Raw genomic sequence first — 24745 nt, 5'->3', positions numbered from 1 at the left:
TCAATAAAAAGGGGCAATTAGCCCCTTTTTTTATTTCACCCCGCTTCGGGCAATTTCCAAATCAGCTTTCACCTCATCCAGATAGTTTTTCCAGTGAAATTTTCTACCCTTTGGCTGAGCCCTATTGTTGTGGACTAAGGGCATTTCCAGATAGAGGGGTTCTGTGAGGGCAATGATTTTTTCCCAGTGGTCAACGCCCTTTTCAAGGTGCTCAAGGGCTTGCTCTTGGTAACTTGCATCTTGGTTATCCCAAAAAGTGGCCAAAGCAACCCCACCCCTAATCTTTTCGGAAAGGTATAGGCCCAGGTAAGACCATATCTCCACGTCTCCCACCTCATAGGTGAGGGATAGATTAGCACCTCCTTGAATCCCCTCCACCCATTCAAGTGCCTGATTGGCCTCATCCTCCAGTTGGTCGGCCAGTTGCAGTGGTAATAGCTCGTGGTCTTCGAAGGTCTCTCCGGCAGCCAATCTGGAAATATAATCCTTGATGGAAACAAAATCGGGGTCAGTAGGCTTGCGGTTGATTAATTCCTCCACCGTAATCAGGTTGGTGACATTATCGGGATCAATGGAAAGAAACCCCTCACTATACAAGGTATAATCCCAAGCCACATCCCATAGGGAAGCTAGACGTAGAGGGACCTTAGAAGCTAACTGATAGGCTTGGAATAGCGACTCCCCTTTCTCTTCTCCGTATTTTTGGGAGAATCGGGAAATAAATACCCCGTCATCGGTGGAGGGATCATAAAGTAACCTTCCCCAGGTTTGGTAAAATAGCCATTGCCGTTCAAAAGCATATTCCCAGTCCCTTTCCCCCTCCATCCTGGTAAAATAATCCACCGCGGGGATATAGCATTCAGAACCTACATAATAGCCAGCCACATATTCAGGGGTGTTCCTTTCAATATGCTCCCGGATAAAATCGGTTTGTCCCCACCTTAGGGCAAAGAAATCCTCATTTCTCATCATCCAGGTCATCTTATAATTTTCTGGAACGGGATTCCAATAGGTATCCGAAAGTGGGCCACCATGTACCTTTACCAGTTTAGGAGTACTGTGGGCATGAGACCAGTTAAACTTTGCTTCCACATAAATGGGCTTTTCCACACCTTCTAGGGTGTCCAGAGCTGCCCGGGTAAGTACCTCTGTGCTTTTGTCTGTGGAGCCTCCGGATCCCAGATCAGCCGAAAAAGGGGCCCTGTGTATTAGCTTTACTGGCCGATCTGCGGCTTGCATGCCTGCAATCACCGTTTCAAGCACCCATTCTTCGCGTTCTGCCGGAGTCATACCTCCCATTCCCTCTCCCAAACTGATGCCCAGTCCCGTCAAATCGGGGTACTCTTCCAATACCTGCTGTACCACCTCACGGGTGTAGTCCTTGATGATGCTACTGGTGTCTCCGTCAGAAAAATACTGCCCATCGATACTGTATTCAGCCACCCCATGAGCCTCTGCAAATTCCGGGGAAACGAAAATATTCCAGTTTACCAGGTAGGTCTCTATTCCCCGCTGTTTTGCCATGCGAAAAAGCGCGTTCCAAAACTGCCTCCATTCCTCCAGCTCAGAATCTGAAAATCCAGTGGCCTCAGGGTAATTGGTAGAGCGTGTGAGGTAATTGAAAGGATGTAAGTTCCATAGCGTAAGTACATTAAATCTGTTTTCAGCCATCATATCCAAAAATTTTTCCCAGAAAGCCAAGTCCCTTACCGTATCGTGATGGAGCTGTAGGGCCTCACTTCTGCGGTAAGAATCCCAGGGTAGGTTAAATTTAATAGCCCTAAAGGGGACATTTGCTTGGGTGGAATGGGAGGTTATATCCTTGAGGGAAGTGCCAAATTCCAGTTGTTCTTTTATATGATAAATGCCGTATAGAAGTCCATTGGAATCATTTCCTTTAACCCGAATTTCCCGGTCCGAAATACTCAGTTGGTAGCCTTCATCGGTGATTTCTTCACTATCCAAATTCAACCTTATGAAAGTTCCTGCCTTAGGCGCATCCACTACCACGTATCCGTGTTCTTCTAAAGTTCTCTCCAACACTTTTTTGGGAAACTCCTTTCCAGCCAACCCTTCTTCCAATAGTATGGCGACTTTGTCCTCCTTGCTACAGGCAAAAAAGATAAGGAAAGAAAAAATGATAGAGGCATGGGTTTTCCAAAATTGTTGATGGGACATAATGATCAGGGGCTTATTGTGGGATTATTATCCTAACAATATAGCAAAAAATGTCGGCATAGGAAAAAACCTACTCGATCTGTTTGATAAAGGCCAGCAAGTCGGCCATTTCCTGTTGACTGATCTGCTGCTCCCATCCTCCGGGCATGGCTGAGGCAGCCGATACATTCAGCTCCAGTATATCCTTTCTGGCCAAGGTGGTGGTTTGTCCTCCCACTTGTTTAAGTTCAATTGCCACAGGGGTTTCCGCATGGATAAGCCCTTGGTGAGATGCACCATCTTGCATTTTCACCATCCACAAGTCATACCCATCTGCAATGGACAAGTCGGGGTCCAGGATGTCGCTGAGTAGATTGATTTTTTGCCTATTTCTTAGGGAGGCCAAATCTGGACCGAAAGCGATGCCTCGATCTTTTCCCATTTGATGACAAACCGCACAATTTCTGTCATAGACTTTTTCCCCTTTGGAAATTGACCCTTTAAGGGAGAGTACCTGTTGGTATTCGGCAATGGCAGCTTCCCTGGCTTCCTCCTGCCCGGCCAATAATTCCCTGGCCCTGGATTTGAGGTCCTGGTCTTTTTGGTTCATCAGCCTTACCGATCTTGGCCACCCCAAATGTGATGCCTGGAGAGGCCCGTTTTCTAGGTTGTCTAAAATCAAAAGAATCCCCTCCCTATTGGCTAGCCACCTGTCCAGAGCCGCCTCCCGGATAGGAGGGGTAAGTGTGTTCCATTTGTTCAATAAATAGCTGGACCAGCCCTTTGAAGCACCTTTATCTAAGGTTTGCAGTACAGCGAGTTGTAGGGGTAGGGGGGAATTGGGGTTGATCCAGGTCAGCAATGTGTCCTGAACACCCCGGAGAAAGTCACCCTCTAGCAATCGGATAAAAAGAGCACGTTCTTCTCCGGATTTTTGCTGATCGCTGGCTGCGATAAAGGCTTTCTTCTGGTAAGCCTCAGATAGCTTTCCCCCTGATTTCAAGAAAAGGGAATGACAGGCTTCCCGGATAGGGATTTCCCGATCAGAGAAAGCCAATTCCAGGAGTTTTTCTTTATCTGCCTCTTTGAGTGTATTGGCTAAAAACGCAGTAGATGCAGTTTCAGCCAATCCCTGTAACAATTTGCCCTGCCATAAACGATCCTTTTCGGAAGTAGGGGGAGTCGTTGCCAGGTGGATGGCCTCTTTGCTTTCCTTTTCCACCTTTCGGAGCCCTACCATCTTACCCACTTTCTGGGCCAGGGAAGCAGAGGCTTCGGGATGTTCCTCGGCTGATTTTCTTATAAGCTCCAAATAAGCAGAGGGGTCTGAATGCTTCGCACTGAGTGCGGCAATATGCACCCATTCTTCTTCCAAATCTCTCTTCAGTAGTTCAAGCCTGATCTCTTTTGCAATTTCCCCATTCTCAAATCCAAGGGTATTCACCAATTGAAACCGTACTTTAGGGTCAGGGTCTTGAGCCATGGACATAAGTTGTTGTACCAAATCGGGGAATTTATCCCTATGGGTTTCTATCAACTTTATGATATTTACCCTGACTCCGGGATGCTTATCGTGAAGTGCTCCCTCAAGGATTTCGGGGTTTAATTTGCCCAAACCTTCCAATGTCCAAAGTGCATGAACCCTGCTGATTGGGTCGTTCTCCTGACTGGCTAGAGCCATTAGCGTTTCCAATGCTTCCTCATCCTTTCGGTCCACCAGGAGCCGCTGGGCGTTTTGCCTCCACCAGCTATTGGCATGTCCCAGCATTTCGGCGAGTTCCCGGCTGCTTAGTTGGCTGATGTTGGGTTTTGAGGTTGCTTTTTTTTCGCCCTTTGGAGTGATTTTATAGATTCTTCCTTTGTCAGCACCATTGTAGAGTCCTCCTGCCTCCACTATTTCATCCGCCATCCATTCCGGATGCTCAATGTATTGTCGGTAATAATCCACCACATAAAGGGCACCATCAGGTCCCACGTAAAAATTCACGGGCCTGAACCAGGAATCCCTGGAGGCTAAAAATTCCTTGTCCTCAAAAAGGCGGCTTGCCGTAAAGGTGGCTCCATTCTCCGAAAGTATATCCACATGCACCAGGTTGCTTACCGGTTCGGCAACGAAAACGGCACCCTCATAAGGTTCGGGAAAACTTCCTCCCAAATAGGTGAGCGGCCCACAGGCCGAAGTCATTACCCCAATGTCGGTTAGCAACTGATGTTCGGGATTATCGGTGATGCTAAAGACTTCTGCGGCATTTCCATGGTCGGATATGGATTGAGTAGTGCCGGAAATAGGAAAATGGGGGTTACGGTCCAGGTATTCCGCCTTGAACACCTCGTGTATAATATGGTTATTGTTGTTGACCAGAAAGCGTTGCCCAAAGGCATCCCAGGTATGGCCAAACTGGGTTCTGCTGGATAGCAGTTCCAGGGCCTTGTGATCGGGCTTCAGCCTAATGCCTCTGCCTCCTGCATTAACGGGGAGCTTGGGACCCTCTGGAAAATCCGGGAAATGAACCTCTGAACCCGTGTCTCCAAATAGGTCTGCGTATTGAATGGTGGTGACTGCTGGTTCGTGCCCTAGGTAGATCCAGTTGTCCATAGCTAACCTGGGGCTATTAACATTATGCTGGGGGTTTGATCTGGCAAACCCACTTAATACAGGGGTCCGAATATCCGCTTTACCATCCCCATTGCTGTCCTCCAAATACAAGAGGTGGGGAGGGTCGGTGACCAGCACCCCTTTTTTCCATCGGGTAATGCCCGTGGGAAGTACCAGGTTGTCTGCAAACACCCCATGCCGGTCATAGTCGCCATCCCCATTACTGTCTTCCAAAAGGATTATTTTTCCACTTCCACTGACATCCATGGGGTACCCATGCATTTCCACCACAAACATGCGTCCTTCTTCGTCTATGATCATGTCCACCGGGTCAGATATTATCGGTTCTGACACCACAAGGGAGATTTCAAACCCTTCGGCGAGCTGAAAGGAATTTATGGCGGCTTCAAGGGTTAAGTCCTTATCGCCGGATTTACAAGCCGACCAGGTTAGCGCAAGGCATGTACTGAATAAGAGAGGAAACCTGGAATAGGACATGTTGGTGAATTTTTCCCACTAGTATAAGGGATTAATTTCAAACACCTGTGCCTTTGGTGGAAAATTATCATGGAAATTCGCTCGTCTGGCAACAACATAAAGAACTCCAATATAAATAAGAGGTAATGAAGAATCTGGGGAAAAGGAATTTTGGGTGGTTCACTTCAATAGGTGAGCCTTGTTGATATTTACTTTTTAATAAATAACCACAATCCTCCTTCCAAACACTTCACTTGTGGGATATTGTAATATCGGAGGCAGTTGAAGGGTTTCAGCTCGATTTGACGGAGATCTTTGTGCATATTCATTAGGAGAAACAAAAAAGGCAACGGAATTCCGCTGCCTTTTTTGTTTTATATAAAATGCCTTTAGCATTTTCTGTTTTTCTTAGCAAAAGTTCCATCCCCTCCATCTCCAATCCTTCATCTATCACCTACATATTCTTCACCTCACTCACTAACCCGGTAAGTACCTTTTTGGCATCACCAAAGAGCATCCTGGTCTTTGCGTCGAAGAAGAGGGCATTCTGAATACCGGCATAACCGGAGCTCATACTTCTTTTGATCACTATTACATTGGTGGCCTTGTTTACTTCTAGAATGGGCATTCCGTAGATAGGACTGGAAGGGTCGTCGTTTGCTGCGGGGTTTACCACGTCGTTCGCACCGATTACCATTACCACGTCTGTATTGGGAAGCTTCTCATTCATGTCGTCCATTTCAATGAGCTTGTCATAGGACACGTCGGATTCCGCCAGCAACACGTTCATGTGTCCGGGCATCCTGCCTGCCACTGGGTGAATGCCATAGAGTACCTCAACCCCTTTTTCTTCAAGGATTTTTTCCAGGTCATGCACCGCATGCTGGGCCTGCGCCACAGCCAATCCATATCCAGGCACCACCACCACTCGCTTGGCATAAGCCAGTAGGATGGAGGTATCGTAGGCATTGATTTCCTTGGCCACCTGTTCGCCATCCTCTCCTGAACCTGCGCCGCCAGCGGCCGATCCAAAGGAGGTAAAGAGAACATTTGCCACAGATCGATTCATGGCCTTGGCCATCAAAAGGGTAAGCAAAAGACCTGCTGAGCCCACCAATATTCCACCCATCAACATCACCTTGTTGTTATACAATAAGCCAGTGGTGGCTGCTGTGACACCAGTCAGGGAGTTAAGCAAGGAAATCACCACGGGCATGTCCGCACCACCAATAGGATACACAAATGCCAGTCCATAGATCAGGGAGATCACTACCACCACATACACCAGTACGGGTTGCGGTTCTCCGGATGTGATGATATAAACGGCCAATGCCACCGCTACTGCAAGCATTAGAAAAGCCAAAATCTTGTTGATCCGTATATCTTTGATGACCCCTTCCAGTTTCCCCATTGCGATTAGGGATCCTGAGAAACTGATAGAACCAATCACGAGGCTGGCCATCAATACAGCTCCCTTGCCCACCTCATCCATGGGCAAGTCTCCATATTCCACTAACCCGATTAAAGCGGCGGCCGCACCTCCCATACCGTTGAAAAATGACACCAACTGAGGCATGGCGGTCATTTTTACCGATTTTGCAAAGTACAAGCCACCTCCCGTGCCTAGTGCCATGGCTCCGAGGATAAGGAGGATATTATTCAGTCCCGGTGTAAGGAAAGATGCAACTATTGCCAGTATCATTCCCGAAAGGGCAATGGCATTACCTCTTCTGGCGGAGTCCGGGTGGCTCATCAGCTTGATGCCAAGGATAAACAACACCACCGCCACTAAATAGCATATATCTATAATCTGTACGATCATCATGTTTATTGTTTTTTAGCGGGTTTTTTCTTGAACATTTCAAGCATGCGGTTGGTCACGGCAAATCCACCAACCACATTCAGTGTGGCAAGTAGTACAGCCAAAAAACCCAAGCTTAAACCTACATAATTGTCAGGGGCGGTTTTGCCCAAAACTAAAATCGACCCCACGATTACTACGCCGGAAAGGGCATTGGACCCAGACATCAGGGGGGTATGCAAAACAGTGGGTACCTTGGAGATTACTTCTATTCCCACAAATACCGCCAAAATAAAGACGTAAAATTCCTCTTGGTTTACAGATATGTATTGAATGACTTGTTCCATGGTTATTGTTTTAATGGTTCATAAACTACCTCACCATTATGGGTAATGCAGGTTCCCTTTATAATGGGATCCTCAAAATTGAGGTTCAGCTGATCTTCTTTTAACATGATCTTAAGCAGGTTATGCACGTTTTTGCTGTACATACGCGTGGCATCCTCAGGCATGGTGGAGGGCAATGCGGAGGTCCCAATGATGGTGACACCTTCTATGGTCACAGTTTCCTCATTTATGGTGCCTTCACAATTGCCGCCGTTTACAGCAGCTAGATCCACCACCACCGCTCCAGGCTTCATTTGAACTAACATGTCCTTGGTAATGAGTAAGGGGGCTTTTCTCCCGGGGATCAGGGCTGTGGTGATTACCACATCGGATTTCACGATGGACTTTTCCATCATCTCTGCCTGTTTCTGTTTATATTCCTCGGATTGCTCTACAGCATAGCCACCTGCGGCCTTGTCCTCTACTGCACCTGGAACTTCCACGAATTTGCCGCCCAAGCTTTCCACTTGCTCCTTTACGGAAGGACGGGTATCAAAGGCCTCCACTACAGCCCCTAGTCGCTTTGCCGTGGCAATGGCCTGAAGACCTGCTACTCCGGCACCAATCACCAGCACCTTTGCCGGTGCTATGGTACCTGCTGCTGTCATCAGCATGGGGAAAAATCGAGGCAATTGGGCCGCAGCCAGTAAAACGGCTTTATATCCCGAAACTGTGCTCATGCTGGACAGCACGTCCATGCTTTGAGCTCTTGTGATTCTGGGGATGGCATCCATGCTTAGCAAAGTGACGCCTTGGGTGGCGATTTCCTTCATGAGATCCTTTTCCACCAATGGCTGATAAATCCCGAACACCAATTTACCCGTGGTAAGGGTCTGACGCTCCTGCTTGGAAATGGGGGTGATTTGAAAAAGCATTTCTGCTTGCTGTAGCACCTCTTTTCTTTCGGCTATTTGGGCACCGGCTTCCTGATAAAGTGTATCATTTAGGAAAGCAGTATCCCCTGCCCCCTTTTCTACCAGTATCTTATTGCCTGTCCCTGTCAGGGCTTTCACTGCCTCAGGGTGCAGGGAGACCCTGGTTTCGGGTGATGGCTCCTTAAGTAGTCCTAAAATCATAGTGTATTGGGAAGGTTATTGACGTTTATTAACTATTTACTAAAATGACAGTAATCAAGGTTTTTGCGTTTTTTCCTAGGATTGACCTCGCATAAAGGTAAATCTTATTTGGAAAAATGTAAAAGGACTGCAAAAAAAGCACTTTTTTACCGAAATTTTATTTTATCGAACTGAAAATTTCAAAAAATTAACCAGCCAATCCCTTTTTTTGACTAAACTGGAAATTATTGGCAGGTTACTTGTGGTTTTACCAAATGATAAATCCAGTTTCACCAAGAATTCTACCCGAATTTGGGGGTATCTGTTTATCTTTTGGAAAAAATTTACCCCAATACCCAAACAAGATGAAGTCAACGACCTTACTTACTCTTTCTCTCCTATGTTTGTTACCCACCTTCTCTCTCCTTGCCCAGCAGGAAAATGGAGAGGAATCCTATTTGTTATTGGACTATTGGCCTGTATTGTTAGTGCCCATTTTTGGGATTTTATGGTTTAGATGGTGGAGAAAAAGGAAGAAAAGACCATGAACAAGGTAGCTTTTTTCAGTGCGCAGGAATATGACAAGGAGCATTTCCAACCTGTTTTTGAGGGAGGAAACCTAAGCATATCCTATTTTGACACCATGCTTGACCAATACACCGTTCCCTTGGCGAAAGGGCACGGGGTGGTTTGCGCGTTTGTGAATGACAAGCTAGATAAACAAACCCTTGAAGGACTTCAGGCACAGGGTACGGAATTGGTGGCTTTAAGATGTGCCGGTTTCAATAATGTGGACTTGGAGGCAGCGTCAAGGTTAGGGGTCAAGATTTGCCGGGTACCGGCCTATTCCCCCGAAGCGGTGGCTGAGCATGCCCTTGCCCTGATATTGACCCTGAACAGAAAAACCCACAAAGCTTACAACAGGGTGCGGGAAAATAATTTTTCCTTACACCATCTGACCGGGTTCAACCTTAATGGGAAACAGGTGGGTGTGATAGGAACAGGAATGATTGGCCAGGTTTTTTCCACGATTATGAAAGGTCTGGGATGCAGGGTGATGGCATTTGACCCTAAGCCCAACCCCAGCTTGCAGGATAAGGGTATAACTTATGTTTCCCTCTCCGAATTATTTTCCAAAAGTGACATCATATCTCTGCATTGCCCCCTAAACGACAAAACTAAACACCTGATAAATAAAGAGGCGGTGAGCCAGATGAAAAAGGGGGTAATGATTATCAATACCAGCAGAGGAGCCCTGATTGACACCCAGGCAATGATAGGAGGTCTAAAAAACGGGCATATAGGGTATTTGGGAATCGATGTATACGAACAGGAAGAGGGTATTTTTTTCAAGGACCTTTCCGGCATGGTACTTCAGGATGATATTATCTCTCGGCTAATGACCTTTCCAAACGTGCTAATTACGGGTCACCAAGGATTTCTCACCCAAGAAGCACTTCACGAAATTGCTAAAATCACCTACGCCAACATTGATACTTTTTTAAAAGGGAAACCCCTAAAGAACGAAATCAATTTGGAGGGGATTTAGGATATTTCCTACACTTGCTTTATTTTTGGGGAATACACCCAATCCAAATTGATCCATGATAACCTTTTATACACGCTTTTGCGGATTATTTTTACTACTTATGGCATGCGAGCAAGAACCTGTGGATGAGCACAAGGAAAGGCGCCTGGAACTTGCTGATGAAATGGAATATTCCATCCAAAACGAGATGCTCAACAAGTGGTATCCGACTGCTTATGATGAGGAGTACGGAGGCTATTTAGCCAATTTTGAATTCGATTTTTCCCTTTCCGAAAACCAAAATAAGATGATTGTGTCACAGGGCAGACATCTTTGGACCACCTCAAAGGCTTATAAGATGTACCCTGAGGAAGAGCACTACTTGCATGGTGCTTCACTTGGTTTCCAATTCCTTAGGGATAAATTTTGGGATCAAGAATATGGAGGGTTTTACACAAATTTAGACCGAGAAGGCAATGTGCTATCGGGTTCCTCACAAAACGGTTATAATGAGGCCGGCAAGACCGCATATGGAAATGCATTTGGCATTTACGGACTCGCAGCATATTATGAGGTGAGTGGGGAAGAAGGCGCACTGGAACTGGCAAAAAAGGCTTTTCAGTGGCTGGAGGAAAACAGTTATGACCCAGAATACGGCGGTTATTTCCAATCCTTGGCCAGGGATGGAAGCCCCATACAGCGGGAAGAAGATACCCCTTCTACCTCCACCCTAGGATATAAGGATCAAAACAGCTCCATTCATTTGTTGGAGGCTTTTACAGAGCTTTATCATGTATGGAAGGATCCATTGCTAAAGCAACGCCTTGAGGAGCTACTTCTTATTATTAGAGACACTATCGTGCAGGATGAAAAATACCTACAACTGTTTTTATACCCTGATTGGACACCGGTCAGCTTTAGGGACAGTACGGAGGAGATAATAGAGAAACACCATTCCATAGACCACGTTTCGTACGGGCATGATGTAGAAACTGCCTTTTTGATGATGGAGGCGGCAGAGGTGCTGGGCATGCCCAATGACGAACGTACTTTGGTAGTTGGAAAATCTATGGTTGACCACTCCATTAAATATGGTTGGGATAATGAAAAAGGGGGATTTTATGATGGGGGATACTATTTTGCCGGAGAGGAGGCCCCCAAAGTAGTCAGGGGCACCAAAAACTGGTGGGCACAAGCCGAAGGGCTGAACACTTTGCTGATCATGGCGGATTTGTACCCGGAAGATGAAAGAGATTACTTCTCAAAATTCGAGCAACAGTGGGAATACATCAATAACCAACTGATAGATCATGAGCATGGCGAGTGGTTCTCAGGGGGAATTGACCTGCAACCTGAATTTAAGGAAGCCAAGAAAGGACATGCCTGGAAGACCGCTTACCACAACTTTCGGTCCCTTGCCAATTGTGTAAGCAGGCTTAGGAGTTTTTAGCTTACCGAACATGGGGTGTTGAGCACCCCTGTCCATAAAAAGGCTCAATTAATAAAATAATCATTTCAAGGTCCTTTGGTTTTCCCTATATTTCACAGCGAAAAAATTAAATGCTGCAATTACGGCCTTTAAAAAGCAAATTATAAATATATGAATATACCTGGAATCGGTGCCAAGTACCCCACCTTGTGGAGAATGTACCTTTTAGTGTTCAGTATCTTAATCCTTACCATTTCCTGTAAAAGGGAGCCGGAAGATTTGAGGATAAAACAAATCGGTCCTGATGAAGCAAAGCAATTTGCCTCCACCATTGAAGGACTTGTATCCCCAGAGTTGGATGAAAGGCTTCAGGTAAAACTTTGGGCCTCTGATTCCTTAGTTTTCGACCCTATTTCCATAGATTTTGACGACAAGGGCAGACTTTACTACAGCCGCACAAATCGGCAAAAAAACTCCGAGATTGAGATAAGGAGGTTCCCTCAATGGGAAATCCCTTCGATTTCCCTACAATCCATATCCGACAAAAGGGCCTTCTTAAGGGAGGAGCTTTCTCCGGAAAGAAGCGAGCACAACAAGTGGATGCCTGACTTGAACAACGATGGCTCCCATGACTGGAAGGACATGACCGTGGAAAAGGAGCATATTTACAGACTAGAAGATACTGATGGTGATGGGCTGGCGGACAAATACCAGTTGGTGGTCCAAGATTTTCACGAAGAGGTTACCGATGTAGCGGGTGCGGTTCTCAAATTTGAAGACGACCTTTTTGTGGGTGTAGGCCCGGACATGTGGCGAATCACAGAGGACGAATATGGTTTGGCTTCAGAAAAACAATCGATTTCACATGGGTATGCTATACATATAGGTTTTGGTGCACATGGTATGTCAGGAGCAGAAATTGGTCCCGACGGCCGAGTGTATTGGGGGATTGGAGATGTTGGGTTTCATGGGGAGGATCAGGAGGGAAATACCTGGAAATACCCCAACCGTGGCGTAATTGCCCGCTCAAATCCCGACGGAAGTGATTTTGAGATTTTTGCCATGGGCGTGAGAAACACGCATGAATTTGTGTTTGATGAATTCGGCAACCTTATCAGCGTGGATAACGACGGGGACCATCAGGGAGAAAGGGAAAGGCTCGTTTATCTGGTGGATGGATCCGATACGGGATGGAGGATCAATTGGCAGTTTGGGAAATATCGGGACCCGAATAACAACACCTACAAAGTTTGGATGGATGAGGACATGCATACTCCTAGAACTAACCCTGCAACTAAAGCAGCCTATTATATACCACCCATTGCAAATTATGTTAATGGACCTACAGGAATGCTTTATAATCCAGGAACCGCTTTGGGGCCAGAATGGAAAAACAACTTTTTTGTGGCTGAATTTGTGGGCAACCCCGCAAGATCCGGAATTCATGCCTTTAAACTGGAACCCAAAGGAGCTGGGTTTGAACTTGCGGAAACCAAAAAAATCATGGGTGGTATCCTTGCTACCGGGATGGACTTTGCCCCCGATGGCTCCCTGTATTTTGCCGACTGGATAGATGGTTGGGGCACTAAGGGCTACGGGAGGATTTGGAAATTATTGGATTCGGAGGGACAAAACTGGGAAGCCAGAAAAACCACAGAGGCATTGATGGGGCAAGATTTTGAAAGTATGGAGGATGATGAGTTGGAGGCCCATTTGGGTAATGAAGACCAAAGGATCAGAAGAAAAGCTCAGTTTGCATTGGCAAAGCGGGGAGAGAAGGGTTTTGAATTGTTCAAAAGTCAATTAGCTCAAAAGCAGAATAGGTTGGCCAGGGTACATGCCATTTGGGGAATTAGCCAGTTGGCAAGAAAAGACCTTTCCAAGGCGGAGGCCCTGCTTCCTTACCTTAAAGATGAGGACGGAGAGATCCGGGCTCAGGCTGCCCGTTGGATTGGGGATGTAAGGTATGCCGATGCAGGTGAGCAGTTGATGACTTTATTGGACGACGAATACGATAGGGCGAGGTTTTTTGCCGCAGAGGCCTTGGGCAGAACATCCCACGCCCCAGCTATCTCCAAACTTATTGATATGCTGGAAAAAAACGATGATGAAGATGTGTACCTTAGGCATGCCGGCAGTTTGGCGTTAGCCCGTATTGGGGATGAAGACGCTGTGATGAAGCTGAAAGACCATCCTTCTAGGGCTGTAAGGATAGCTGCAGTAGTTGCATTGAGAAGGATGGAATACCCTGGAGTAGCTGAGTTCTTAAAAGACAAGGATGAATATATAGTGGCTGAAGCGGCTAGGGCCATTAATGACGACTTTTCAATTCCGGATGCGTTGCCAGCGCTGGGTAAAACGCTAGAGGAGGACAGGTTTAAATCCGAGCCTTTGATCCGAAGGGCGATAAATGCCAATTTGCGATTAGGTACGGAGGAAGCGATGGAAGCATTATTGGCCTATGCCATAAGACCTTCTGCGCCAAGAGCAATGAGGGAGGAAGCTATTGCTGCCTTAGGCACCTGGGCCCAGCCTTCGGTACTCGACAGGGTGGACGGCAGGTATAGGGGAGAAGTTACCCGTGATCCTGCACTCGTACGCCAAGCGTCTTCAAAAAGGTTAATGGACCTTTTGTCGAATAGCGACCCGGCCATCAGGGTAGCTGCTGCAAATGCATTGGGTAAACTTGAGGTAAAAGATGCCGCTGAACCCTTATTTGCAAGGCTTAAAAGTGATCCAACTGCGGAAGTAAGAGAAGTTGCCCTGAAGGCTTTGGTAGCCATCAATTGGGAGAACAATGATCAGGCGATTGAAACAGCATTAGCAGACCGAGAGAAACAAGTACGCGTTGCTGGGCTTGACCTGATGGAACGCCTGGAGGTAGATCAGTCTCTTTTGGTGGAACTTTTGGTGGAAGTGATCCAGAAAAGAACCATAGAGGAAAGGCAGGCCGCAATGCTTACATTGGGTAAGGTGGACTTAACCCACTCAAAAGAGGCTTTTGAGCAGATGCTGGCTCAGGTAGAAAATGGAGAACTGGCTCCTGAGGTAGAACTGGAGCTTTCAGAGGCATTGGAGGAAGCAGAAGCCCAAGATTTGCTGACTCAATACGAAAATATAAAATCCGAACTCACTGAAGGCGAGTTATTGGCCTCCTACAGGGGAAGCCTCTATGGGGGAGACGTTGACAGGGGCAGAAACATATTTGTCCGGCACCAAACCGGCCAATGTATTCGCTGTCATGCCTATGACGATTATGGGGGGAATGCTGGCCCTAGAATGAATGGAATAGCGGAAATTTTGGATAGGCAGGAGTTGTTGGAAGCTTTAATAGACCCCAGTAAAAGACTGGCACCGGGTTTCGGTGTCGTTACATTGACACTGCAGGATGAACAAACGGTCTCTGGGATTTTGGCTGAGGAGAATGCCCAAAGCCTTGCTGTGAAAATGGGCAATAAGCCTGATACTGTGATCATGAAGACGGATGTGGCCGAAAGAAAAGATGCTCTTTCCAGTATGCCAGACATGAAGGGCCTATTGAACCGGAGAGAAATTCGGGATTTGGTAAGTTTTCTTGCCACCTTAAAAGAAGATGATTATAGTACCTATTGATTACCATTCATATACATAAGGGCGGTAAAGGTTTTCTTGAGCGAACATCCCCCAATAGGAATAGTTATAGGCTAAACAAAGAAATAGAATCAATTGACAATGAAGTGCTTATTTGGTAAGACCCTTGGGAGTTTCCTGGCCTTGAGTTTGGTGCTATTTTCTGCATGCAAAACGGAGCCTCAGGATCTCAGAATAAAAACCCTTAGTGCGGAGCAGGCGAAGGTACAAGCCTCTACGGTAGAAGAATTGGTGAAGCCGGAATTACATGAGGACTTGCAGATAAGGGTTTGGGCTACTGATTCACTTGTTGCCGATCCAATTTCTATGCGCTTTGATGATTCAGGGAGGATTTTCTATTCCAGGACTAACAGGAGGAAAATTTCAGAATTTGATATTCGAAGTCACCAGGATTGGGAGATTGCCTCTATTGGTTTTCAGACAGTGGAAGACAGACGCAAGTTTTTGCACGAGGAGTTGTCCCCTGAAAATTCTGAAAAAAACGAATGGCTCCCGGATATTAACCAAGATGGCTCCCACGACTGGAAAGACCTAACAGTAGAAAAGGAAAATGTTTATAGGTTAGAGGACACTAATGGGGACGGCTTGGCAGATTTGGCCCAATTGGTGGTCAGGGATTTCCATGAGGAGGTTACCGATGTGGCTGGAGCTGTTCTCTATCATGAGGGTGAGCTCTTTGTGGGCGTTGCTCCGGACCTTTGGAAACTTACCGATACCAATGGAGATGGACTTATGGACACCAAGACCTCCCTAATTAGTGGTTTCGGGGTTCATATAGGGTTTGGTGGACATAATATGTCCGGGCTTACGGTAGGCCCAGAAGGGAAAATCTACTGGAGTATAGGAGATATTGGCTTTAATGGTACGGACAAGGAGGGAAATACCTGGGAATTCCCCAACTGCGGAGTAGTTGCCAGGTGCGATACGGACGGCAGTAATTTTGAAATTTTTGCGATGGGGGTCCGAAATACCCATGAGTTTGCCTTCGATCAATATGGTAACCTGATCAGTGTGGATAATGACGGCGACCATAGTGGGGAGAGGGAACGTATTGTTTATCTTGTAGATGGCTCGGATTCCGGCTGGAGGATCAACTGGCAATTCGGGAAATACAGAGATCCGAAAAACAACAGTTATAAGGTTTGGATGGATGAGAACATGCATACCCCAAGAAACCCGGAGCAAGCAGCCTATTTTATTCCTACGATAGAGAATTACGTGAACGGACCCACCGGAATGCTTTTTAATCCAGGGACAGCACTGGGAGAACAGTGGAAAAACACCTTTTTTGTGGCGGAGTTTGCGGGCAACCCTGCCCGCTCCGGTATACATGGCTTCAAGTTGAAACCCGAAGGCGCCGGATTCGAGTTGGAATCTACTCAGCAGTTAATGGGGGGTATTTTGGCTACGGGTATGGATTTTAGTCCCGATGGTGCCTTGTACTTTGCCGACTGGATAGACGGATGGGTCAATAAAGGGTATGGGAGAATTTGGAAAATGACAGATACCCAATCGGATAATGAAGCCAAAAGGAAGGAAACCGCTGAACTGATGGCACAGGATTTTTCCGATTTAGAAGTGGATAGGCTTGAAGTTCTTCTAGGATACGAGGACCAAAGAATTCGAAAAAAAGCGCAATTTGCCTTAGCAAAAATGGGAGGGGAGGGGTTACAAGCCTTTAAAAACCAATTGATTCCACAGGCCAATCAATTGGCCAGAATTCATGCCATTTGGGGAATAAGTCAAATGGCGAGAAAAGAGGATATGCAGGTGGCAAAGGAACTTTTGCCATTCCTGAAAGACCAGGATCCTGAAATCAGGGCGCAAGCTGCAAAATGGATAGGAGATGTAAAATATGCCGATGGTTCGGACGCCTTGCTTCCCTTGCTAAAGGATGAAAACAGCAGGGTGAAATTTTTCGCCGCTGAGGCATTGGGCAGGGTAGCGTATTCACCTGCCATTCCATATCTTGTCGAGATGCTGGAAGAGAACAATGGAGAAGACCTGTACCTTCGCCATGCTGGAAGCTTGGCCTTGGCCAGAATAGGAGAGGAGACCCCTTTAGCTGCCTTGGTTAACCACAGGTCCAAAGCAGTTAGAGTTGCTGCAGTGGTTGCGCTGAGAAGGATGAAATCACCTACCATTTCCAAATTCCTTTTGGATCAGGATCCCTATATCGTGGCCGAAGCTGCTAGGGGCATCAATGATGATACGTCAATTCCAGAGGCACTAGGTGATTTAGGTGCTTTGCTGGCAGAAGATAGGTTCAAGGAAGAGCCTATTATCAGAAGAGCTATCAATGCCAATCTCAGATTGGGAACACAGGAAGCCTTGGATCAATTATTGGCTTATATATCAAATGGAAATGCACCTGCAGCAATGCGGGCTGAGGCCATTGCTGCACTTAGCACTTGGACAAAACCATCTGTATTGGACCGGGTAGACGGTTGGTACAGAGGTGAAATTGAGCGGGAGGCAGGCATGGTTTTGTCTTCTGCAAAAGCACCACTGGAGAAGCTGGTAGAGGATGGGGATGCCCAAATCCGTTTTGCCGCCGTTCAGGCACTGGGTATTCTCAAGGTAAAAGATGCTGAGCAGGTGTTGTTAGCCTCCTTAAAAGGAGACCCATCCGCGGATGTAAGAGAAGCAGCATTAAAGGCATTAGCTTCCCTGGAAGCTGAAAATATGGAAGAAGCCATAGAGCATGGGCTTTCGGATAGGGCTAAAAATGTACGGATTGCTGGACTTGACCTGATAGAGAGGATGGAAATTTCCGCCAAATTAAAAGCAGACTTGCTGGCGGAGGTAATTCAGAAACAAACCACGGAAGAAAAACAGGCCGCATTGATCTCTTTGGGGAAAATTGACGCTGATGCTTCTACCCCAGTGTTTAGGGGTTTTCTTGCCCAAATGGAAGAAGGAACGTTTTATCCGGAAATTGAACTTGAATTGGCTGAAGCACTGGAAATTTCCGGAATCGAGCAACTCCAAAATACCTATGAGAAAATTAAATCCCAACAGTCCGAGGACGAAACCTTGGCCTCCTACAGTGGAAGCATGTATGGAGGGGATCCTGTGAAGGGAAGGAGGATCTTCTTTCAACATCCAACAGGCCAGTGTATCAAGTGCCATGCTTACGAAGACTTTGGAGGTAATGCAGGCCCAAAACTCAACGGTATAGCCAATGAATTGAACAGACAGGAATTACTGGAGGCTTTGATAGACCCCAGTAAGCGCTTGGCACCAGGGTTTGGAGTAGTTATCCTGAATCTGGAAAACGAAAAGCGGGTGGCTGGAATTAAAGCTGCCGAAAATCAACAAAGCATAACAGTGAAAATGGGTAACAAGCCTGATACCGTAGTGATGAAGGAGCATATCCTGGAGCGAAAAGATGCCCCCTCCAGCATGCCCGATATGAAACAATACCTTACCCGAAGGGAGATCAGGGACCTGGTGAGCTTTTTGGCTACCTTGAATTAAGTTCCTCCAGGCAAAACTCGAGTTCCGTCTAAAGTCCACTATTTAGCAGGTAGAGCCATTGTAGTTTCTTTTAAGCCGGTTATATTACTTTATTTTAGCAGAGAAAATAAGTAAAAAATTGACAGTTATTACTCTTTGGTTAAAATACCAAATTGCTAGTAGGAGCATGGCTATTTTCAGGAATAGGAGGTAACACAATTTCCTTCCTTAGGATCTTTGATCTACCGCCAATTCCCAAAAGTTTTGATTTAAATATTCAAATCCTATTAAAAAAAAAATCCTCCGAATTCCACGTTGGATATCCTGGAGGATTTTGAGTTTTGTGTACGCCCGGAAGGATTCGAACCCTCAACCCTCGGAGCCGAAATCCGATATTCTATCCAGTTGAACTACGGGCGCAACAATCTTTTTATGTGAGACTAAATCAATTTATAAGTTTTGCAAAACCTGTTGCACTTTTTCAGCTGCTTCTTTTAAGGTAATTGCAGAAGTAACCTTAAGTCCAGACTGGTCGATAATTTTAGCTCCTTCTTCCGCATTGGTACCTTGTAACCTAACGATAATGGGTATATCGATGTTTCCAATGGATTTATAAGCTTCCACAACTCCACTGGCTATTCTGTCACATCGAACGATTCCTCCAAATACGTTGATCAATATTGCTTTAACCTTAGGATCTTTAAGAATGATCCTGAAACCGGCTTCCACAGTTTGTGCATTGGCTCCTCCTCCTACGTCCAAGAAATTGGCAGGTTCCCCACCGGATAACTTGATCATGTCCATGGTGGCCATGGCAAGTCCGGCACCGTTTACCATACAACCCACGTTACCGTCAAGTTTCACGTAGTTGAGTCCAGATTCCCCGGCTTCTACTTCTAGGGGGTCTTCCTCGTCCAAGTCCCTGAGCGCGGCCAAGTTTTTATTTCTATATAGGGCATTGTCGTCCAAATTAACCTTGGCATCCACCGCCAAAATTTGATCGTCTGATGTCTTCAACACGGGGTTGATTTCAAATTGGGAAGCATCTGACCCATCATAGGCAGCATATAAGTTCATGATGAATTTCACCATTTCCTTAAAGGAATTTCCCTTTAGGCCCAATTTAAAAGCCACCTTTCTAGCTTGGTAGGGCTGTATGCCCAAAAGCGGATCCACCCATTCTTTGATGATTTTCTCAGGGGTGCTTTCTGCTACTTCTTCAATATCCATCCCGCCTTCTGTAGAGGCCATAATGACATTGCTGCCTGTTGCTCTGTCCAACAATATGGAGAGATAATATTCCTTAGGCTGGCCATCGCCAGGATAATAAACATCCTGCGCCACCAGAATTTTTTTCACTTTTTTTCCTTCTGCACCCGTTTGGATGGTGACTAATGTACCTCCCAGGATTTTTCCGGAGATTTCAGATACCTGATCCAAGGACTTGGCCAACACCACACCCCTAGAACCTGTTTCCTTCACCTCTCCTTTACCACGTCCACCTGCATGTATTTGGGCCTTTAATACATACCAAGAAGTGCCAGTTTCGGCATTTAATTTCTTGGCAGCCTCCAGTGCATCTTCTGGGGTATCAGCTACGATTCCCTCCTGGATTTTTACGCCATATGATTTAAGTACTTCCTTTGCCTGATATTCGTGAATATTCATATGTTTATAATTGTCTTTTTAGCGGTCATATGGAATCTCGCACCCCGATAGCTATCGGGGCATCCCGGTGGGTGACGTTCTCGTCATGCTCGATTTCATCCTGATAAAATTTTTGCCCGAAGTTAGTTGCAATTAACCGATAATTCAAGGTTTCCTTCGTGCTTTTTGGCTTTGAGTGCTGATTTTTTCTGAATGGGGGCTTTTGCAGTGTCCCTATCGGATTAATACTCAGAATAATATAATAATCTGGGTAGAAGCAAATACAGAGGCGAGGAAAAAGTTAGAAAAAAACCTTACTTTTAAGGTTTGCTGTCAATTCAGCAAGACTTTGAAATTGAACGATGAAACCTTTCTTTAGGATTTGAATTATGTTGTTACAGGCAAAGGATATACATAAGCATTATGGTGATCTTCACGTTTTAAAAGGAGTGGATGTCACCATCCAATCCGGGGAGATTGTTTCCATCGTCGGTGCCTCAGGTGCCGGTAAAAGCACTTTGCTTCATATTTTGGGTACGCTTGACCAGGCTGATCAGGGAAGTTTGGTACTTAGTGGGGTTGATTTATCCAAGATAAAAGGAGATAAACTGGCGAGTTTTAGAAACCAACGTATTGGCTTTATTTTTCAATTCCATAACCTTCTGCCGGAATTTACCGCAGAGGAGAATATCATTATCCCAGGGTTGATCGGAGGTAAGAAAGAACAGCAACTCAAGACCCGTGCCGGTGAACTCGCAGAACTGCTGGGGATCACTGAGCGGTTGCAGCATAAGCCCTCCGAGCTTTCCGGTGGGGAACAACAGAGGGTGGCAGTGGCCCGTGCCCTTATCAACAACCCCACGGTGATTTTTGCAGATGAGCCAAGTGGGAACCTTGACACTACTAGCTCCCAGGCACTGCATGAGTTGTTTTTCAAGTTGAGGGATGAATTTGGACAATCCTTTATCATCGTTACCCATAACCAGGCCCTTGCAAAAATGTCCGACAGGATGTTGACAATGAAGGATGGTAAAATCCTTAAAGAACATTAACTGTTTTTTACTTCCTCTACCATTTTGCTGATATGTGACTTTGCATCAAACATATCCTGAAAAACCGCTTCGATCCTATGATTCTTGTTTAAAAGATAGGTAATCCGTTTTGGCATTCGGACAATGGGAATAAGTGCGTCATAGTCCTCGCATACGCCCCCTTTGGCATCGCTAAGCAATTCAAAGGGTAACCGGTGTTCCTTTTTGAACTTTTGGTGGGAAGAAATGGTGTCTCTACTAATTCCCACGATGGGAATATCCAGTTCCCTGAAAGACTCAAAGTGATCCCTGAACTCACAAGCCTCTGCGGTACAGCCCTTGGTAAAATCCTTGGGGTAGAAATAAATGATGCAAGCTTTACCTCCAAAGTCCTTGGATAGATGAAACTGCTTCCCGCTGGTAGAGGGAAGGATAAAATCGGGAGCTTTGGTGCCTTTCTCGAGTGCCATAAAGTTATTTTTAACTTCAACTGAATGATTTAAGATACTAAGCTACTAAAGTGAATTTTTGACTGATTTGTTCGGAATAGCCGTAAGGCGCAAAGAAATTTTTCACCCCAACTCTCCCTGTTTTAGCTGAAACGTTGAGATTTAGCTGCCAAAAATAACATTAATTTAACCTTAACCAATAGTACTTAACCCAATGAAAACATAGGAGAAATTAAGAGGTAACCTTAGAGACTGACCTTTGCGGCATGATTAAAGGATTCACGATTTGCTTGTTCATTTCTTTATTTACCATGCCATTTGCAAAGTGCGGGGATCTTTCTGGGCATGTTTTTGATGGAGCAACGGGTGAGCCCCTTGTTGGTGCTACCGTTGAGGTTTTAGCTACTGCCAAGTACGCCATTGTTGGTTTAGATGGTTCTTTTTCGATCAAAAATGTTCCTAATGGCGTCCACATACTGGAGGTTTCTTTTTTGGGTTTCGAGAGATCTCAAAAAGAGATAACAGTAAATGGCAATACCACTGTTGAAATCGTCCTGCGTGAGGATTCCGCCGACCTTGAGGAATTTGTGGTCCAAGGAAGTATGATCAAAGGTTCTGAGATGCAAGCGAGGAACTTGGAACGAAATGCCCCCAACACCTTAAACGTAATTTCAAAAAAAGCCATAGAATTATCACCAGATATCACGGTGGCAAACATTGTTCAGCGTGTTTCCGGCCTTTCAGTTGAAAGAAATGCAAACGGAGACCCCCAACATGCCATCGTCAGGGGCATGGACAAGCGATATAACTATACCCTGATTAATGGGGTAAAAATCCCGTCTCCCGACAATAAAAATCGATATATACCTCTGGATATATTTCCAGCTCAACTTTTAGAGAGGTTGGAGGTATCAAAGTCACTTACGGCAGGAATGGAAGGGGATGCCATTGGAGGAGCTGTAAACCTAGTGATGAAGGATGCTCCTGAGGAATTTATGATAGAAGGCGACCTACAATTGGGGTATAACCAAATAAATTTTGACAGAGGCTATTACCAATACGATAGGTCTGAAATCAATCGCCAATCACCTTATGAGCAGTTTGGTTCGCAGTATTTTGCAGAAGTTTCGGATTTCCCCACTTCTAACATGTCCTTTGAAAACCAAAAGCAGGAATCGGGAAGTAACTGGCAGCTTTTTACCATGCCGGATCTATTAGGCAGTTTGACGCTCGGGAATCGATATTTTGGCAATAAGCTTGGAGTAATGCTGGGGGGTAGTTTTCAAAATAGCTATAGGGGTGTTGACAGTAACTGGTTTAGGACTGGAATGGATAATTTCGGCTCTGGCAGACCTACCTTACAGCGGTTGCAGGAGAGAAAATCTTCCACACAGCAGCAGCGCTATGCCATCCATTCCAAGCTGGATTATTATTTTAATGAAAATCACAAAATTGATTTATACCTGGGAAATTATCAGTTGAACGACTTCAGGGTCAGGGATATGGTGGATACGGAGACGGAAGGGAGGAATTTCAGCATGGAAGAAGGAAACGGAATTCTTACTCATATCACGCGCTACACCACTAGGTACCAAAATATCAGAACGGCTAATTTGTCCGGTGAACACAAGTTCAATTCCAATTTTCGGGTACACTGGTCTGGGGTAGGTTCTATAGCTGGAAGCGAATCCCCCGATGACGGTATTTTTAAGAGAAATGGTGAGTTAGCCAATTTTGTAGAGCAGCCTCAAAATATTGAAAGAAGAAACTATAGAAGGTGGGAAAACAATACTGATACGGACCTTACTGGATATTTGAATTTTTACTATACTCCTTCTGAAATAGCCCACTTAAATGAGATTTCAGTTGGCGGAATGTACAGGAAAAGAGAAAGGGATAGTTTTTTCAACCGCTATATCTTTGATCCTGCAAATCCTGCCTTCCAAATTCAAGGTATTCACTGGGAGAGTTATGCAGATGTGAATTGGGGTTTACTCAACCCACGGGGTGGAGTGTCGGATCCCCTGAATTTTGAATCCTATGAAAATATCAGTGCAGCTTATCTGAACACCAATTGGAGTAATTGGGGTGCGGAAGTCAACCTTGGGGTACGTCTAGAGCATACAGTTCAGGGGTATGAATTAAAGGTGGCTCAACAGAGTGTAAATGCAGATTCCAGTCAAAATTACGTGGATGTTTTACCTTCCATTGGCATCAAATACAAGTTGGCAGAGAAGACCAACCTTAGGGCATCTTACTATAAGGCACTTGCAAGACCTGGGTTTCACGAAATTGTCCCCTACAGATTATCCGAGGATGACGGCTTTGACGAATCGGGAAACCCCTCCTTGAATAGGGTAAGGTCTCATAATTATGACCTGAGATGGGAGTATTTTCCCAGCTTGACGGAGCAAGTGTTGGTAGGGGCATTTGTGAAGGATATACGGGATCCGATTGAATACACCCTGGTGAGAGATAGGGTTACGTCGGGGCCACTAAGCCTAAGACCAAATAATTTCGGTAATGCCTTTAATTGGGGGTTGGAGGCTGATTTTATCAAGTTTTTCAACAAAATAGGTATCCGGATGAATTATACCTACACCAATTCCACTATCACCACTCCAAAAATAAATCAAAGAAGGGAGAACCCGGACGATGAAAGCTCACAGCTAGTTCAGGTACCCGTAGATCAATCCAGGCCCCTTCAAGGGCAGGCAGACCATATAGGCAACCTTAGCTTGATGTATAAAAACCAACTGTCGGGGACAGATATGCAGATAGCCATGGTCTACACAGGTGAGCGCATCGAGTTTGTATCACCCTTCCTGGAAAATGATCATTGGTCAAAGCCAATTACCCAACTGGACTTTTCCTTTGATCAAAAAATAGGAAAGTACCTGACGGTCTTTGCTAGGATAAATAATATTTTGGATTCCCCCTATGAGTTGTTTATCAAAAGCCCCTTGGCCAGGGAGGAAGCAAGATTCCCTTACCAATCAAACCCAGAAGAGACTACAGTGAGGATAGACAGGTATGGTCAATCCTATCGCTTAGGAATACGATTTAAAGTAAATTAATTATATCTAACTATTGATTTGAA

At 45.6% G+C, this 24745-nt stretch carries 14 protein-coding genes and 1 tRNA gene; 7 read left to right on the top strand and 8 right to left on the bottom strand.

Annotated elements, in window-relative coordinates; genetic code table 11:
* Positions 1 to 30 precede the first annotated feature (30 nt).
* The 5 genes from DB520_RS14670 to DB520_RS14645 all read right to left on the bottom strand — a co-directional run bounded on the left by DB520_RS14670 (position 31) and on the right by DB520_RS14645 (position 8493).
* Entirely contained in the window at positions 31 to 2178 is a 2148-nt protein-coding gene (locus DB520_RS14670; RefSeq protein ID WP_114750467.1) for a glycoside hydrolase family 20 zincin-like fold domain-containing protein, read from the bottom strand.
* 70 nt (positions 2179 to 2248) lie between these two features.
* Positions 2249 to 5251: a PVC-type heme-binding CxxCH protein gene (locus tag DB520_RS14665; protein ID WP_114750466.1), complete on the bottom strand. Its 3003-nt coding sequence runs from the start codon at positions 5249 to 5251 to the stop codon at positions 2249 to 2251.
* Positions 5252 to 5684: 433 nt separating this feature from the next.
* Positions 5685 to 7052 (bottom strand): NAD(P)(+) transhydrogenase (Re/Si-specific) subunit beta, encoded by a 1368-nt coding sequence (locus DB520_RS14655; protein WP_114750601.1) that lies wholly within the window; start codon positions 7050 to 7052, stop codon positions 5685 to 5687.
* A 5-nt stretch (positions 7053 to 7057) separates the two neighbouring features.
* Complete coding sequence (locus tag DB520_RS14650) at positions 7058 to 7378, bottom strand: NAD(P) transhydrogenase subunit alpha (protein ID WP_114750464.1); 321 nt, start codon at positions 7376 to 7378, stop codon at positions 7058 to 7060.
* A 2-nt stretch (positions 7379 to 7380) separates the two neighbouring features.
* Positions 7381 to 8493, bottom strand: coding sequence for a Re/Si-specific NAD(P)(+) transhydrogenase subunit alpha (locus DB520_RS14645; protein ID WP_114750463.1), 1113 nt, complete (start codon positions 8491 to 8493; stop codon positions 7381 to 7383).
* 344 nt (positions 8494 to 8837) lie between these two features.
* On the opposite strand from DB520_RS14645, the gene DB520_RS26695 reads away from it, so the two are divergent.
* The 5 genes from DB520_RS26695 to DB520_RS14620 all read left to right on the top strand — a co-directional run bounded on the left by DB520_RS26695 (position 8838) and on the right by DB520_RS14620 (position 18539).
* Positions 8838 to 9020, top strand: a complete 183-nt coding sequence (locus DB520_RS26695; protein WP_157972092.1) for a hypothetical protein — start codon at positions 8838 to 8840, stop codon at positions 9018 to 9020.
* A complete protein-coding gene (locus DB520_RS14635) occupies positions 9017 to 10021 on the top strand; it encodes a 2-hydroxyacid dehydrogenase (RefSeq protein WP_114750600.1) in 1005 nt (334 codons plus the stop codon). Before DB520_RS26695 ends, DB520_RS14635 begins: the two co-directional genes overlap by 4 nt.
* Positions 10022 to 10121: 100 nt before the next feature.
* On the top strand, positions 10122 to 11450 hold the full coding sequence (locus DB520_RS14630; protein ID WP_232834992.1) for an AGE family epimerase/isomerase: 1329 nt from the start codon (positions 10122 to 10124) through the stop codon (positions 11448 to 11450).
* A gap of 150 nt (positions 11451 to 11600) precedes the next feature.
* Positions 11601 to 15041 carry a HEAT repeat domain-containing protein gene (locus tag DB520_RS14625; RefSeq protein WP_114750460.1) on the top strand — a complete coding sequence of 1147 codons (3441 nt, stop codon included), beginning with the start codon at positions 11601 to 11603 and terminating at the stop codon, positions 15039 to 15041.
* Between the two features lie 99 nt (positions 15042 to 15140).
* Positions 15141 to 18539, top strand: coding sequence for a HEAT repeat domain-containing protein (locus tag DB520_RS14620; protein WP_114750459.1), 3399 nt, complete (start codon positions 15141 to 15143; stop codon positions 18537 to 18539).
* 325 nt (positions 18540 to 18864) lie between these two features.
* Here DB520_RS14620 and DB520_RS14615 read toward each other — a convergent pair.
* Positions 18865 to 18938, bottom strand: a tRNA-Arg gene (locus tag DB520_RS14615).
* 30 nt (positions 18939 to 18968) lie between these two features.
* Positions 18969 to 20186 carry an ADP-forming succinate--CoA ligase subunit beta gene (gene sucC / locus DB520_RS14610; RefSeq protein ID WP_114750458.1) on the bottom strand — a complete coding sequence of 406 codons (1218 nt, stop codon included), beginning with the start codon at positions 20184 to 20186 and terminating at the stop codon, positions 18969 to 18971.
* A gap of 371 nt (positions 20187 to 20557) precedes the next feature.
* Between sucC and DB520_RS14605 the strand changes: the two genes are divergently transcribed.
* Positions 20558 to 21217, top strand: a complete 660-nt coding sequence (locus DB520_RS14605; RefSeq protein ID WP_114750599.1) for an ABC transporter ATP-binding protein — start codon at positions 20558 to 20560, stop codon at positions 21215 to 21217.
* Here the strand turns inward: DB520_RS14605 and DB520_RS14600 are convergent.
* The gene (locus tag DB520_RS14600; RefSeq protein WP_114750457.1) at positions 21214 to 21666 is read right to left on the bottom strand and encodes a peroxiredoxin; all 453 of its coding nucleotides are present in this window, start codon (positions 21664 to 21666) and stop codon (positions 21214 to 21216) included. The genes DB520_RS14605 and DB520_RS14600 overlap by 4 nt on opposite strands.
* A 290-nt stretch (positions 21667 to 21956) precedes the next feature.
* Here DB520_RS14600 and DB520_RS14595 point away from each other — a divergent pair, with 290 nt between their 5' ends.
* Positions 21957 to 24722, top strand: coding sequence for a TonB-dependent receptor (locus DB520_RS14595; RefSeq protein ID WP_198675348.1), 2766 nt, complete (start codon positions 21957 to 21959; stop codon positions 24720 to 24722).
* Positions 24723 to 24745: the final 23 nt, after the last annotated feature.

The organism is Pleomorphovibrio marinus (assembly GCF_003347495.1).
In the GTDB taxonomy this organism is placed as follows: domain Bacteria; phylum Bacteroidota; class Bacteroidia; order Cytophagales; family Cyclobacteriaceae; genus Pleomorphovibrio; species Pleomorphovibrio marinus.
Note: the sequence above shows the minus strand (reverse complement) of the source record. Positions and strands in the feature narration are given on the sequence as shown.

Bases quoted from the DNA above. Each gene is read 5' to 3' on its own strand.
- DB520_RS14670 (WP_114750467.1), bottom strand. From the start codon at position 2,178: ATGTCCCATCAACAATTTTGGAAAACCCATGCCTCTATCATTTTTTCT.
- DB520_RS14665 (WP_114750466.1), bottom strand. From the start codon at position 5,251: ATGTCCTATTCCAGGTTTCCTCTCTTATTCAGTACATGCCTTGCGCTA.
- DB520_RS14655 (WP_114750601.1), bottom strand. From the start codon at position 7,052: ATGATCGTACAGATTATAGATATATGCTATTTAGTGGCGGTGGTGTTG.
- DB520_RS14650 (WP_114750464.1), bottom strand. From the start codon at position 7,378: ATGGAACAAGTCATTCAATACATATCTGTAAACCAAGAGGAATTTTAC.
- DB520_RS14645 (WP_114750463.1), bottom strand. From the start codon at position 8,493: ATGATTTTAGGACTACTTAAGGAGCCATCACCCGAAACCAGGGTCTCC.
- DB520_RS26695 (WP_157972092.1), top strand. From the start codon at position 8,838: ATGAAGTCAACGACCTTACTTACTCTTTCTCTCCTATGTTTGTTACCC.
- DB520_RS14635 (WP_114750600.1), top strand. From the start codon at position 9,017: ATGAACAAGGTAGCTTTTTTCAGTGCGCAGGAATATGACAAGGAGCAT.
- DB520_RS14630 (WP_232834992.1), top strand. From the start codon at position 10,122: ATGGCATGCGAGCAAGAACCTGTGGATGAGCACAAGGAAAGGCGCCTG.
- DB520_RS14625 (WP_114750460.1), top strand. From the start codon at position 11,601: ATGAATATACCTGGAATCGGTGCCAAGTACCCCACCTTGTGGAGAATG.
- DB520_RS14620 (WP_114750459.1), top strand. From the start codon at position 15,141: ATGAAGTGCTTATTTGGTAAGACCCTTGGGAGTTTCCTGGCCTTGAGT.
- sucC (WP_114750458.1), bottom strand. From the start codon at position 20,186: ATGAATATTCACGAATATCAGGCAAAGGAAGTACTTAAATCATATGGC.
- DB520_RS14600 (WP_114750457.1), bottom strand. From the start codon at position 21,666: ATGGCACTCGAGAAAGGCACCAAAGCTCCCGATTTTATCCTTCCCTCT.
- DB520_RS14595 (WP_198675348.1), top strand. From the start codon at position 21,957: ATGCCATTTGCAAAGTGCGGGGATCTTTCTGGGCATGTTTTTGATGGA.